A 13,637-nucleotide genomic window follows, 5' to 3' on the forward strand; every position below is an offset into this window, starting at 1 on the left:
CAAGAGTGTGCATCGTTAGCTGACTAAGTTAACCGAGCATTAACAAAAAAACCCTGCACAATAAACATTGTGCAGGGCCTTTTGATTCGTCTTGGAAGCTTAATACCGGTTCGGCTCCATTTCCAGATCGACATGGAAACGCTCGAAAATGTCTTTCTGGATGCGCTGCGCCAGGTTCAGCAATTGCAGGCCCGTCGCGCCGCCATAGTTGACCAGCACCAGCGCCTGCAATTTATGCACGCCAGCGTCAGCCTCACGGAACCCCTTCCACCCCGCCCGCTCGATCAACCAGCCGGCGGCCAGTTTCATTCGACCGTCGGGTTGCGCATAGGCCACCAGGTCCGGGTACTCACCCTTGAGCCGCGCAGCCAGCGCCGCCGACACCAAGGGGTTCTTGAAGAAGCTGCCGGCATTGCCGAGCACGGCCGGGTCCGGGAGTTTTTCATTGCGGATGCTGCAAATGGCCTGGCTGACATCGCTGGCGGTCGGATGCTCGATGCCTTGTTCGGTCAGGCGCTGACGCACCGGTCCGTATTCCAGGTGCAGATGCGCCGCGCGGTCGAGGGTGAAACGCACACGCAGGATCAACCAACGCCCCGGCTCCTGCTTGAACAGGCTGTCGCGGTAAGCGAAGTTGCACTCTTGCAGTGTGAAGTCGCGCAGTTCGCCGGTCTGGCGATCGAGGGCGGTCAGGCCGGCGAACACGTCCTTGATCTCGACGCCATAAGCGCCAATGTTTTGCATGGGTGCCGCACCGACGGTGCCGGGAATCAGGCTGAGGTTTTCCAGGCCGGACAACCCCAGGGACAGTGTGTGTTGCACAAAGGGATGCCAGGGCTCGCCCGCCTCGGCCTCAATCACCACTTTGCCGCCCTCATCGCTCAGCACGCGAATCCCGCGCGTGGCCATGCGCAGTACCAGCGAGTCGATATCCGCCGTCAGCAACAGGTTGCTGCCACCGCCGATCACCAGCACCGGAACCTCGTGTTCCAGCCCATAGGCCAAGGCTTCACGCACATCGGCGTCGCTATGGGCCTCGGCAAACAGCCGAGCCTCAACGTCCACGCCAAAGCTGTTGAACGGCTTGAGCGAAACCTGCGATTGAACCTGCAAACTCATAACCGTCCCTTCAATTCGATCACCAGTAAATCACTGGCGTGCTCGATCAGGTCAAGCACCTGCTCGAAGCCTTGCTCACCGTCGTAGTACGGGTCCGGCACTTCATCGACTGGCGACTGGTAACGGCGCAGGAACAGGTCCAGCTCGGCCTTGCCCTTGGCCGGTTGCAAGGCCTCGAGATTGCGCAGGTTGCTGTTGTCCATCGCCAGGATCAGGTCGTAGGTGGCGAAATCGGCGCGGCTGACTTGCCGGGCGCGCTGGGTGGACAAGTCATATCCACGCAGCTTCGCCGCGGCCTGACTGCGCTGGTCCGGCGCCTTGCCGACATGCCAGTCACCGGTGCCCGCGGAAGCGACTTCGACCCGATCAGCCAGACCCGCTTCACGCAATTTGTGCCGCAGCACGCCTTCGGCCGTGGGAGAGCGGCAGATGTTGCCCAGGCAGACAAACAGAACCCGCATCACGCCTCCAGCAGGCGACGAACGCGCTCGAGGTCTTCAACGGTATCGACACCGGCTGGCGGTGCGATCAGTGCGTCGGCCACATGGATCCGCGCGCCGTGCCACAGGGCACGCAGCTGCTCCAGGCACTCGGTGTTTTCCAGCCAGCATGGACCCCAGCTGACGAAATCCTGAAGGAAACCGGCGCGGTAGGCATAGATGCCGATGTGGCGGCGGTACGGCACACCTTCGGGCAACTGCTCAGGGTTCACGGCGAAGGCATCCCGCGCCCAAGGCAAGGTGGAACGACTGAACGTCAGCGCCAGGCCATTGAGGTCGCTGACGACCTTGACCACGTTGGGATTGAACAGGGTGTCCACGTCTTCGATCGGCTCGGCCAGGGTGGCCATACGCGCTTCGGCGTGGGCCGCCAGGTTGGCGGCGACCTGATCGATCACACTTGGCGGGATCAGCGGTTCGTCGCCCTGGACGTTGACCACGATGGCGTCGGGCGCCAGGCCCAGTTTCATCGCGACTTCGGCCAGGCGATCGGTACCGGAATTGTGATCTTCACGGGTCATCACCACTTCGGCACCGAAGCCTTTGCAGGCCTCGACGATACGCGCGTCATCGGTGGCCACCACCACGCGCTCGGCACTGCTTTTGCTCGCCTGTTCCCAGACGTGCTGGATCATTGGCTTGCCGGCAATCAGCAGCAACGGCTTGCCCGGCAGGCGGGTGGAGGCGTAACGCGATGGAATGACGACGGTAAAGGCTGTGGTCATTTATCCAGGCGCTCGTCGGTGGTCAGGGTGCGCGCTTCGGATTCGAGCATTACCGGGATGCCGTCGCGAATCGGGTAGGCCAGGCCTGCGCCCTTGCTGATCAGCTCGGTCTTGTCGGCGCTGAGCTTGAGCGGGCCTTTGCAGACCGGGCAAGCGAGGATATCGAGCAATTTGGTGTCCATGAGCATTCCCTGGAAAAAACGGAGTTAAGGCAACAAACGAGCCGGCAGCAGGCGCATCAGCTGTGTGTCGAACCAGGCCACGAAGGCCGGCGACGGCACGGCATCGACCGCCAGGTACCACCAGTCGGCGGCGGCAAAGGCACGGCATTTCACCGCGTCTTTTTCCGTCATCACCAACGGCAATGACGGCGTGAAATTCAAAGCCTGCACACTGTATTCGGCGTGATCGGCAAACGCATGTGGAACCGGCTGCCAGTGTAGCGTTTCGAGGGTCTTGAAGAAACGTTGCGGATTGCCGATGCCGGCCACCGCGTGCAGGGCCTGGCCGCTGGGGAAGTGGTCGAGGGGACGCCGTTCGCCGCTGCGCAGATTGACCAGCGCGGTGGATTGCAATTGAAAGGCAAACCCATCATCGCGGTCAGTCGCCGCCCCGTTATAGAGGACCGCGTCGACGCTTTGCAGGCGCTCGACCGGCTCACGCAATGGCCCGGCAGGCAGGCAACGGCGGTTGCCCAGGCCGCGAGCGGCGTCGATCAACACCAGTTCCAGGTCGCGGGCCATGCGGTAGTGCTGCATGCCGTCGTCAGACAGGATCAGGTCCAGCGGCTCACTGGCCAGCAAGGCTATGACGGCGTTACTGCGATTGGGATCGATCATCAGCGGCACGCCGGTGCGCTGGACGATCAGCAACGGCTCGTCACCGGCGACATCGGCACTCTGTTCGGCCTCGACTCGCCATGGCAATTGCGGCGGTTTGGCGCCGTAGCCGCGGCTGACCACGCCGACCCGCAGGCCGCTGCGCTGGCAGTGCTCGATCATCCATAGAATCAGCGGCGTCTTGCCGGTGCCACCCACGGTGATGTTGCCCACCACAATCAGCGGCACGGGTGGCAGATAGATCTCGCCCTCACCCGCCAGAAAGCGCTTGCGCTTGTTCATGACCACGCGCCGGTACAGCCACTCCAGTGGCTGCAACAGCTTCAGGGCCGGATGACCTGCGTACCACGCGGCCAGCAATCGATCGGACATGGCCATCAGGACGCGGGAGGCGCCGCTTCGATGGTGGTCATGCGCAAATGGCTGAATCCGAGTTTGCCCGCGGCGTCCATCGCAGTGATGACCGACTGATGCCGGGATTTGCCGTCGGCGCTGATCGATAATGGCAGGTTGGTATCACCCTTGGATTCTTTCTGCAGCGCTTCCATCAACGTGGCCAGGTCGCTTTTTGGCAATATATGGTTGTTCACCGAGAACACACCGTCGGCACTGATGGCGATATCGAGCTGTCGGGTCTGGTCGTCGGCAGATGCGCCACTGACCGCTTCCGGCAGCTCAACGCGCAGCTGGGTCTCACGGGTAAAGGTGGTGGTCACGACGAAAAACAGCAGCAGGATGAACACCACGTCGATCAGCGACGCGAGGTTGATGTCCACCGTTTCCCGTGGTTTGCGGCGGAATTTCACGCTTTGCTCCCGGACAGGTCCACGTCACGGTCACCCTGCACCACCTCGACCAGTTTGATCGCTTCCTGCTCCATCCCCACCACCAGCTCATCGATCCGGCGTTGCAGGAAACGGTGGAAGAACACCGCAGGGATACCCACCATCAGGCCGGCAGCCGTGGTGATCAGGGCCTTGGAAATACCACCGGCCAGTACCGAGGCGTTGGTGGTCATGCCTGAACCGGTGAACGCACTGAAAATATCGATCATGCCCAGCACCGTACCCAACAGACCCAGCAACGGCGCCATGGCGGCGATGGTGCCCAGGGCGCTGACGTAACGCTCCAGCTCATGGATGACCCGTTGGGCGGCCTCTTCGATGCACTCCTTCATGATCTCGCGACCATGCTTGGAGTTGGCCAGGCCGGCCGCCAGGATCTCGCCCAACGGGGAGTTGGCGCGCAGTTCCTTGAGTTTTTCTTTATTGAGCTGTTTGTCCTTGATCCAGACCCAGACCTGCCCGAGCAAATGCTCCGGGGTCACGCGGCTGGCTCGCAGGGTCCAGAGGCGCTCGGCGACGATGGCCATGGCCGCGATGGAACTCAGAATGATCGGCAGCATCATCCAGCCGCCGGATTTGACCAATTCCCACACAGTGACAGTCCCCTCGAAAAAGTGCGCCACTCTAACATAGGGGGTGCAAGCACCGAAGACCGTGATGTCGCATCCGGTCGGGCATTGATAATGCCCGGTCATTGGTCCGAGGGCGGCGGATCGCGCCAGAAACGCCGTTCCTGGCGCATTGACCACGGCGGCTCGAAGCGCCCCAGTTGCAGACGAATGGCACCCTGTTCGACGCTGTCGTAGATCGCCATTCCACGTTTTTGATAACGCGCGATGACCGTGGGATGCGGATGGCCAAACGAATTGCCCTGCCCGCGGGAGATCAGCGCACCTTTAGGTTGCAGGACATCCAACAGGGCATTGGACGAAGAACTGCGACTACCGTGGTGTGGCGCCTGCAGCCAATCGGTGGGAAGGGCCAACGGACTGTCCAGCAGGGCTCTCTCGGCGGCCGCATCAATGTCGCCACTCAACAGCAACCGTTCGCCATTGGCCTCGATCAGCAGGACACAAGAGTTCTGGTTGCTGTCGCCGGCCAATGGCCAGTGCCAAAGCTGGAAATCGACTTCATCCCAGGTCCATTGCCGACCACTGTCACAACGCTCGGCCTGCAACTGCGCAGGCAGGTCCGACGGTTCACCACTGACCACCTGTTTCACCGGCAAGCCCTTGGCAACCGCCCGGGCACCACCGGCATGATCGGCGTGGGCGTGGCTGATCAGCATCAGGTCGAGGCCCTTCACCCCCAGTTTGCGCAACGCCGGCAGCACCACCCGCTCCCCCTGGTCGAGCTCACCGAAACGCGGTCCGGCGTCATACAGCATCGTGTGATGCCGAGTGCGCACCAGGATCGCCAGCCCTTGGCCGACGTCCAGTTGCCAGACTTCGGCCATGCCTTCGGGCAACATCGGCCTGGGCGCAAAAACCAGCATCAACAGCATGGGCCAGCCTAACGGGCGCATCGGTACGCCTCGCGGCAGCAATAGCAAAAAGGCGCCAATGGCACCGATGACCCAGGCCCATAGTGGAACTGCCATGGGCACCCACGCGGGGACCTGACCGGAGACGAGCCCCAATCCCCTGAACCACCAATCGATCAAGCCGCCCGCCAGCCACAGCAATTTCTCCCCCACGTAAGGTACCGGCAGCAACAGCGTCCCGAGCAACGCCGGTGGCAGTACCACCAGACTGATCCAGGGCACTGCGAACAAATTGGCCAGCGGCCCGCTGAGACTGATGGGCAACCCCAATGCCAGTAACAACGGGCACAGCCCGATTGCAATCAGCCACTGGGCGCGGGTCCAGGTTTGCCACCAACGCCATGGCCCCAACCGGCCGCCGAAGGTCAATATCAAGACCGCCACGGCTGCGAAGGACAGCCAGAAACCAGGCTGAAGACTCGCCAGCGGCTCCAGCAGCAAAATGCCGTTGAGTGCCAGCAACAGCGGCCACCATGCACCGAGATGACGGAACCGTAGACGCCACAACAACACCAGGCCAATCATTACGCAGGCCCGTCGCACCGGCACCCCGAAACCGGCCAGCATCCCGTAACCGAGCGCAGCGGCGAATGCCAGGCCACACGCCCAGGGCAGCCATGGCAAACGGTTCGGCCATAACCCAAAGCGGGCCAGGCCGGCGATCAGCAGATACACAACGCCCGCCAGCAATCCGATGTGCTGCCCGGAAATCACCAACAGATGCACCGTGCCGGTGTCCTGTAATACCTGCCAGTCTTCGCGACTCAGCCCGGCGCCGTCCCCGAGTACCAATGCCGTCAACGCGCCGCTTCGCCCTTGGGCATCCACCGCCAGCAAACGCTGACGGATTGCATCGCGCCAGGCCCATTGGGCTGGTGCAAGGCGTTCGCCCTCCTTGACCGTCCCGGTCGCCCCGATGCGTTGTGCCAGCAACCAGGCTTGATAGTCGAAGGCCTGCGGATTGAGGAGCCCGACCGGGCGCTTCAGCTTGACTGCCAGGCGCCAGCGTTCGCCACTGTTCACCGGCGGCCCGCCATACCAGGCCAGACGCATTTGCTGCGGCAGCCGGGTACGTCGGGACTGGATGTCGGTCAATTCGAAACGCACGACATCGTCGTCATGCCGAGGCAAGCCTGTGACCCGCCCTTCGATCCAGCGGGTTTCGCCGTCCAGGGCCGGCGGCAACCGGTCGTCCAGCGCCCACTGCGCATTCGCGCAGGCCCAGCTCAAACCAAACAGGTAAAACGCCACCGGATACGTCCTGAACGGCAGCAACATCAAACCCGCCACCGGCATCGCCAGCCACAACCAGACCGGCGGCAATGCCGGTAAAAAGCGCAAGGTCAGCAGACCCAACGCCAGCGCCATCATCCCTGTGCGCATAAGCCCGTCCTTGAGAGTACCCTCCAAGGCTTAGCCCGCCCATCGGATGGGCGTCGTCAATAATTGTCACAAAGTCTGAATGGGCAGCTCGTAGAATCCAGACATACTTGCCGCCCTGACCGACCGAGAAGCCTTATGCCCCGGCGCTTATTCAAACGTTACATGCCAGACCCGATGAGCATCAGGGAACACAAGTCCTTACGCTTTCTCGGCACGCTGTTGCATGACCCGAACCTGTGGCACCTCAATCGCCACTCCGTTGCCCGCGCCATGGCGGTGGGTCTGTTCGCCGCGTTCCTGCCGATCCCGCTGCAGATGCTGCTGGCGGCCATCCTTGCCATCATCGTGCGCGGCAACATGCCGATTGCCGTGAGCCTGGTCTGGCTGACCAACCCGATCACCATGCCTGCCGTGTTCTTCTGCACCTACCAGGCCGGCGCCTGGCTGATGGACGTTCCCGCCCGGCAGTTGCCGGACTCGCTGACCTGGGAATGGATCAGCGGCGAAATCTCGACCTTGTGGCAACCGTTTCTGCTGGGTTCGGTGGTAACCGGGTTGGTACTCGGGGCACTGGCCTACGTCTTGGTAATGATGTATTGGCGCTGGTGGGTGGCCCGGCAATGGAAGCGGCGCAAGAAGAGCCGGATGTGAGAATGCAAAACGGCCTCCACTGGGGAGGCCGTTTTTTATGCGGTGTCTGGGCTGACGCCATCGCGAGCAAGCTCGCTCCCACACTCGATCCATGTCACAAAGTAGATCCCCTGTGGGAGCGAGCTTGCTCGCGATGCAGACGACTCGGTCGTCCTCAAGTACGCATCCCACGCCCACTCACCAGCAACCGCGCACAACCGAGGTAAAGCACCACGGTCGCCACCAGCATGAACGTAATCGCAATACTGATCCGGATATCCGACACGCCGAGAATGCCGTAACGGAATGCGTTGACCATGTGCAGCACCGGGTTGGCCAGGGACACGGTCTGCCAGAACGGCGGCAGCAAGGTGATCGAATAGAAGACCCCGCCCAGGTAGGTCAGTGGCGTCAGCACGAAAGTCGGGATGATCGAAATGTCATCGAAGTTGCGCGCAAACACGGCGTTGATGAAACCCAGCAGCGAGAAGATCGTCGCGGTCAGCACCACCACCAGAATGGTCACGCCCAGGTGATGCACCTGCAAGTGGGTGAAAAACAGCGACAGCAGGGTCACGATGATTCCCACCATCAAGCCGCGCAGCACGCCGCCCAGGGTGTAGCCGATCAGAATGGTGTGCGGCGATAGCGGCGAGACCATCAGTTCTTCAATGGACCGCTGGAACTTGCTGCCGAAGAAACTCGACACCACGTTGCCGTAGGAGTTGGTGATCACCGACATCATGATCAGCCCCGGCACGATGTACTCCATGTAAGTGAAGCCACCCATGTCGCCGATTTGCCGACCGATCAGATTACCGAAGATCACGAAGTACAGGACCATGGTGATGGCCGGCGGCAGCAGGGTCTGCGGCCAGATCCGGGTGAAACGCCGGACTTCACGGTAAACGATGGTATTGAGGGCAACGAGGTTGGGGCGCAGCTCGGAACTCATACCGCCACCTTCGACAGATTTTTCTCCACCAGAGACACGAACAACTCCTCGAGGCGATTGGTTTTGTTGCGCAGGCTCAGCACTTCGATGTTCTGCTGCGCCAACTGGGTGAACAGCGCGGTGATGCCCATGGACTTGTCCACCTGGACTTCCAGGGTGTGGCTGTCGATCAGCTTGGCCGGGTAACCGAGCAACTGCGGCGCTACTTGCAATGTGTTCTTCATATCCAGCAGGAAGGTTTCGACATGCAGTTGGCTGAGCAACTGCTTCATGCTGGTGTTCTCGACGATGGTGCCGTGGTCGATGATGCCGATGTTGCGGCACAACTGCTCAGCCTCTTCCAGGTAGTGGGTGGTGAGGATGATGGTGATGCCTTTCTGGTTCAGCTCGGTGAGAAAGCTCCACATCGAGCGACGCAGTTCGATGTCCACCCCGGCAGTCGGTTCGTCGAGGATCAGCAGGCGCGGTTCATGAACCAGCGCGCGGGCGATCATCAGGCGCCGCTTCATGCCGCCAGACAGTGAACGCGACGGCACGTCCTTCTTGTCCCACAGGCCGAGCTGGGTCAGGTACTGTTCGGCGCGTTCCTTGGCGATTTTCGCCGGGATGCCGTAGTAGCCTGCCTGCGTCACGACGATGTCGAAGGTCTTTTCGAACTGGTTGAAGTTGAATTCCTGGGGCACCACGCCGATGCAGCGCTTGAGCTGCGCAGGGTTCTTGTCCAGGTCGTGACCGAAGATATTCACCGTGCCGCTGGTCTTGTTCACCAGGGTCGAGAGAATGCCGATGGTCGTGGATTTGCCGGCGCCGTTCGGGCCGAGCAAGGCGAAGAAGTCACCTTCGGCGACATCCAGATCGATACCACTCAGGGCCTGGAAACCGTTGCCGTAGGTTTTGGTTAGCTGCCGGATGGACAGAGCGGAACTCATATCTGATTTACGCACCAAGAAGGGAAGAAAGGGTCAGGTAAGGGCGGGCGGCGCGCATTGCAACCACGTCGCATCAGCGCAATGGTGCTTGTCGCCGCCACACAAGTACAGTCAAGCGTGTCGATAGTGAGTATTAAGTCAACGCGGTCATGACTGCCTTTTGATACGCCGGACGCTGCTTCAACCGCGCGTACCAGGCCTGCAGATGCGGCTGTGGCGCACGCTCGATCGGCATCTCGAACCAGGCATAAATGAAACTGCCCAGGGGAATATCGCCCATGCCGATCTCGTCCCCGGACAGGTAGGGCTTGTTCGCCAACGCCTGATCGGCCACCGCCAGTAGCGTGTCGCATTCTTTGATCGCCGCCTTGATGGCGGGCCAGTCCTGCTGGTCTGCCGGGGTACGCAGCACGCCCCAGAACACGGTACGGAACGGACCGGCAAAGCTTGAGGTGGTCCAGTCCATCCATTTGTCGGCGCTGGCACGGGCTTGCAGATCCGCCGGATACCAGGCCGTGCCGTTGGCGTGACGGGCCATCAGATAACGCACGATGGCATTGGATTCCCACAGCACGAAGCCATCGTCCTCGATCACCGGAACCCGACCATTGGGATTCATGGCGCGGTATTCGGGCGTATCGACGACACCAAAGGCGCCACCGGCATCGATAGCCTCGTAGGCCAGCCCCAGTTCTTCGGCGGCCCACAACGGTTTTCTGACATTCGACGAGTTTTTCCGACCCCAGATCTTCAGCATGACCGCCTCTTTTTCGGTAAGTGGGCAGGCAGCATACGCCGGATCAGGCGCGACTCAAATCGCTCTGCAGGTCACCCAACAGCGGTTGCTGTTGCTCACCGAACAGGTGCGGATAGCATTTTTCCAGGTGTTCGAAAAAGAACGCTTCAGGTACGTCGGCGAACTGGCCGTGATCGACGAGGTACTCCATCAGCTTCGCGCCATCGCGGTTGAAGGGATGAAAAACACTGTCGTTTATCCCGTCGAATTCCAGCGGCGCCACATTGAACAGGTCGCAGAGTTTGCGATTGAACGCGGGGGTCGCCTTGACCCAGCGATCCTGCAAATAAAACTCGGTGTAGCCGTGCATGGCGAACATGTCGCTCTTGAGCAATTCAAGCAGCCGTGGCGTCGACAAATGATTGCGTACATCCGCCAGGCCGATCCGCGCGGGAATCGCGCAATGCCGCGCCGCACCTGCCAGCAACGTGGCTTTGGGCACGCAGTAACTCTCCCCGGTCGCCAATGCATAACTGCCGCACAGGGTCTGCGGATCGCGACTGAATGTGTATGGGTTGTAGCGCACCGCTTCGCGCACGGCGTAATAGAGACTGATCGCCTGCGCAAGCGGATCGCGACTGGCGCCACGGTGTTTTTCGGCGAACTCCACCACGGACGGGTGGTCACTATCGATGAAGCGGCCGGGACTCAGATACTCGTGCATGAGAACAATCTCCTGGGGAAGCCCCGAGTCTAGCGAGCGCTTGAGCACAGAGATAACGACGTTTCGGCCAAACATGGGCGCTTTGCCGCTCGCTCAATGAACGCTTTTCCCACGATTCCAATCACATCGCTCCAACCAGCCTGTTTCGCGGATGCCGTCTAAGCTCTGTGGGCTGGTTCGCCATGGTTTCACGGAGGAATGAATATGCTGCTGTTGTGGATACTGGTTCTGCTGGTCGGGATTGCTTATTTGGCCCACCGCCGCATCGCCCCGCTGCCCGCCCTGGTCATCGTGGCCGTCTATGCCGTGGCAATGGGCGCTTTCAGCCGCGCGCCGGGCTGGTTGTTGCTGGTTATCTGGGTGTTGATCGCCGCTGTCGCCGCGCCCTTGCTGCTGCCCGACCTGCGCCGCAAATTGTTCAGCGCGCCGATGTTCAATTGGTTCCAGAAAACCCTGCCACCCATGTCGCAAACCGAGCGCGACGCCATCGACGCCGGCACGGTCTGGTGGGACGGCGAACTGTTCAGTGGCCGTCCGGACTGGAGCAAACTGCTGTCCTATCCCAAAGCGCAATTGAATGAAGAGGAACAGGCTTTCATCGACGGGCCGACCGAGACACTCTGCACCATGGTCAATGAATGGCAGCTCAGTCAAACCATGGACCTGCCGCCCGAAGTCTGGACCTTCATCAAGGACAACGGCTTTTTCGCCCTGATCATCCCCAAGGAGTTTGGCGGCAAGGGCTTCTCCGCGTATGCCCACTCGCAAGTGGCGATGAAACTGGCGAGCCACAGCGGCGACCTCGTAACCACCGTAATGGTCCCCAACTCCCTCGGCCCGGCCGAACTGTTGCTGCATTACGGTACCGACGAACAACGCAATCATTACCTGCCACGTCTGGCTCGCGGCGATGACATCCCGTGCTTTGCCCTTACAGGTCCCTTGGCCGGCTCCGACGCCGGCGGCATGCCGGACTCGGGAGTGATCTGCAAAGGTGAATGGCAGGGTCAGGAAGTCCTCGGCCTGCGCTTGAACTGGGAAAAGCGTTACATCACCCTCGGTCCGGTGGCCACCCTCCTCGGCCTGGCCTTCAAGGCCTACGACCCGGATCACCTGCTGGGCGACAAAGATGACCTGGGTATCAGCCTGGCACTGATTCCAACCGACCTGCCCGGTGTCGAGATCGGCCGCCGGCATCTGCCATTGGGCGCCGCATTCATGAATGGCCCGAATTCAGGCAAGGACGTGTTCATCCCGCTGGAGTTCCTCATCGGCGGCCAGGAGATGCTCGGCAAAGGCTGGATGATGCTGATGAATTGCCTGTCGGTCGGGCGTTCGATTTCCCTGCCGGCGGTGGGCACCGGCATGGCCAAGTTCACCAGCCTGGTGACGGGCCAATACGCTCAGGTTCGCGAGCAGTTCAACGTGCCGATTGGCGCTTTCGAAGGCATTCAGGAAGCCATGGCGCGCATTGGCGGCAACACCTGGATGATGGACGCCGCCCGCATGCTGACCGCCAATGCGGTCGACCTGGGCGAGAAACCGTCGGTGCTGTCGGCGATTCTCAAGTACCACCTGACCGAGCGCGGCCGCGACTGCCTCAGCGATGCCATGGATGTGCACGGCGGCAAGGCAATCATCATGGGGCCGAACAACTACCTCGGTCGCAAATGGAACTGCGCGCCGATTTTCATCACCGTCGAAGGCGCGAACATTCTCTCGCGCAATCTGATCATCTTCGGCCAGGGTGCAATTCGCTGCCACCCCTTCGTCCTCAAGGAAATGGCCCTTGCCGACCGTGAAGACAAGGATCAGGCGCTCACGGAGTTCGATGGCCTGCTGCTCAAGCACATCGGTTTCGCTGTGGGCAACGCCGCCAGTACGCTGGTGTTGAATCTCGGTTTCGGGCACCTGGAACACACCCCGGGCGACAAACTCAGCCAGGGTTACTTCCGTGCTCTCAATCGTCAGGCCGCTGCTTTCGCCCTGCTCGCCGACCTCAGCATGATGCTGCTGGGCGGCGCACTGAAACGCCGGGAACGTCTGTCCGCACGGCTGGGTGACGTGTTGAGCAACCTTTACCTGGCCTCCGCCGCGCTCAAACGCTACAACGACCTCGACTCACCGCAGTACATGGCGCCGCTGCTGGCCTGGGCCATGGAAGAAAGCCTGAGCCAGGCGGAACGGGCCATGGATGAGCTGCTGGATAACTTCCCGAACAAAGTCGTCGGCTGCCTGTTGCGGGTGATCGTGTTCCCGTTCGGTCGCCGGCACAAAGGGCCATCGGACAAACTCGGTGCCGAAGTCGCTGCGTTGATTGGCCGCGCCAAGTGCGACCCTGCCCTGGAGGAATTGCTCCTGGGTTGCTATCGCCCACAAGCGAGCGACGACCCGGTCGGTGCATTGCAACACGCCTGCAATCTGTTGAGCGCCGCACAGCCATTGCAGAAAAAATTGCACGTGGCACTCAAGAGTGGCCAGGTCAAACCGCTGGCCGGCGAGTCGGCGATCGATGCCGCCCTCGAGGCTGGTGTGTTGCAGCCGGTGGAAGCCCAAACCCTGCGTGAAGCCGAAGCGGCCCGGCGCAAGGTGATCGATGTCGATGACTTTGACCAAAAGGCTTTGGCACTGGCCAAGGGAAAAGTCCGCTGATCCCTTCAAGCATGTAAAAACGGGCGCGGGCGCTTTATACTCCCGCGCCCGTTTTGC

At 61.2% G+C, this 13,637-nt stretch carries 14 protein-coding genes; 2 read left to right on the top strand and 12 right to left on the bottom strand.

Annotation, left to right across the window (positions count from 1 at the left end; all coding sequences use genetic code 11):
* Nucleotides 1–99: 99 nt before the first annotated feature.
* The 8 genes from murB to AC1DRN_RS07410 all read right to left on the bottom strand — a co-directional run bounded on the left by murB (nt 100) and on the right by AC1DRN_RS07410 (nt 6,954).
* Nucleotides 100–1,119 (bottom strand): UDP-N-acetylmuramate dehydrogenase, encoded by a 1,020-nt coding sequence (gene murB / locus AC1DRN_RS07375; RefSeq protein WP_223459616.1) that lies wholly within the window; start codon nt 1,117–1,119, stop codon nt 100–102.
* The gene (locus AC1DRN_RS07380) at nt 1,116–1,580 is read right to left on the bottom strand and encodes a low molecular weight protein-tyrosine-phosphatase (protein WP_223459618.1); all 465 of its coding nucleotides are present in this window, start codon (nt 1,578–1,580) and stop codon (nt 1,116–1,118) included. The genes murB and AC1DRN_RS07380 overlap by 4 nt, the downstream gene beginning before the upstream one ends.
* Entirely contained in the window at nt 1,580–2,344 is a 765-nt protein-coding gene (gene kdsB, locus AC1DRN_RS07385) for a 3-deoxy-manno-octulosonate cytidylyltransferase (protein WP_223459620.1), read from the bottom strand. The genes AC1DRN_RS07380 and kdsB overlap by 1 nt, the downstream gene beginning before the upstream one ends.
* The gene (locus AC1DRN_RS07390; protein ID WP_003179363.1) at nt 2,341–2,526 is read right to left on the bottom strand and encodes a Trm112 family protein; all 186 of its coding nucleotides are present in this window, start codon (nt 2,524–2,526) and stop codon (nt 2,341–2,343) included. The genes kdsB and AC1DRN_RS07390 overlap by 4 nt, the downstream gene beginning before the upstream one ends.
* Nucleotides 2,527–2,550: 24 nt before the next feature.
* Nucleotides 2,551–3,561, bottom strand: coding sequence for a tetraacyldisaccharide 4'-kinase (gene lpxK / locus AC1DRN_RS07395; RefSeq protein ID WP_223459622.1), 1,011 nt, complete (start codon nt 3,559–3,561; stop codon nt 2,551–2,553).
* Nucleotides 3,561–3,989: an ExbD/TolR family protein gene (locus AC1DRN_RS07400; protein WP_223459624.1), complete on the bottom strand. Its 429-nt coding sequence runs from the start codon at nt 3,987–3,989 to the stop codon at nt 3,561–3,563. The genes lpxK and AC1DRN_RS07400 overlap by 1 nt, the downstream gene beginning before the upstream one ends.
* Nucleotides 3,986–4,621 carry a MotA/TolQ/ExbB proton channel family protein gene (locus AC1DRN_RS07405; RefSeq protein WP_223459626.1) on the bottom strand — a complete coding sequence of 212 codons (636 nt, stop codon included), beginning with the start codon at nt 4,619–4,621 and terminating at the stop codon, nt 3,986–3,988. Before AC1DRN_RS07405 ends, AC1DRN_RS07400 begins: the two co-directional genes overlap by 4 nt.
* Before the next feature lie 98 nt (nt 4,622–4,719).
* Entirely contained in the window at nt 4,720–6,954 is a 2,235-nt protein-coding gene (locus AC1DRN_RS07410; protein ID WP_223459628.1) for a DNA internalization-related competence protein ComEC/Rec2, read from the bottom strand.
* 135 nt (nt 6,955–7,089) lie between these two features.
* Between AC1DRN_RS07410 and AC1DRN_RS07415 the strand changes: the two genes are divergently transcribed.
* Nucleotides 7,090–7,605, top strand: coding sequence for a DUF2062 domain-containing protein (locus AC1DRN_RS07415; protein ID WP_223459630.1), 516 nt, complete (start codon nt 7,090–7,092; stop codon nt 7,603–7,605).
* A 154-nt stretch (nt 7,606–7,759) separates the two neighbouring features.
* On the opposite strand, the gene AC1DRN_RS07420 is transcribed toward AC1DRN_RS07415, so the two are convergent.
* The 4 genes from AC1DRN_RS07420 to AC1DRN_RS07435 all read right to left on the bottom strand — a co-directional run bounded on the left by AC1DRN_RS07420 (nt 7,760) and on the right by AC1DRN_RS07435 (nt 10,928).
* Nucleotides 7,760–8,539 carry an ABC transporter permease gene (locus AC1DRN_RS07420; protein WP_223459632.1) on the bottom strand — a complete coding sequence of 260 codons (780 nt, stop codon included), beginning with the start codon at nt 8,537–8,539 and terminating at the stop codon, nt 7,760–7,762.
* Complete coding sequence (locus tag AC1DRN_RS07425) at nt 8,536–9,468, bottom strand: ABC transporter ATP-binding protein (protein ID WP_223459634.1); 933 nt, start codon at nt 9,466–9,468, stop codon at nt 8,536–8,538. Before AC1DRN_RS07425 ends, AC1DRN_RS07420 begins: the two co-directional genes overlap by 4 nt.
* A gap of 133 nt (nt 9,469–9,601) precedes the next feature.
* Nucleotides 9,602–10,225 (bottom strand): glutathione S-transferase family protein, encoded by a 624-nt coding sequence (locus tag AC1DRN_RS07430; RefSeq protein ID WP_223459636.1) that lies wholly within the window; start codon nt 10,223–10,225, stop codon nt 9,602–9,604.
* A gap of 43 nt (nt 10,226–10,268) precedes the next feature.
* Nucleotides 10,269–10,928: a transglutaminase-like domain-containing protein gene (locus AC1DRN_RS07435; protein WP_223459638.1), complete on the bottom strand. Its 660-nt coding sequence runs from the start codon at nt 10,926–10,928 to the stop codon at nt 10,269–10,271.
* Nucleotides 10,929–11,132: 204 nt separating this feature from the next.
* Between AC1DRN_RS07435 and AC1DRN_RS07440 the strand changes: the two genes are divergently transcribed.
* The gene (locus tag AC1DRN_RS07440) at nt 11,133–13,580 is read left to right on the top strand and encodes an acyl-CoA dehydrogenase (protein WP_223459640.1); all 2,448 of its coding nucleotides are present in this window, start codon (nt 11,133–11,135) and stop codon (nt 13,578–13,580) included.
* Nucleotides 13,581–13,637 lie beyond the last annotated feature (57 nt).

Source organism: Pseudomonas sp. P5_B3, from assembly GCF_056400405.1.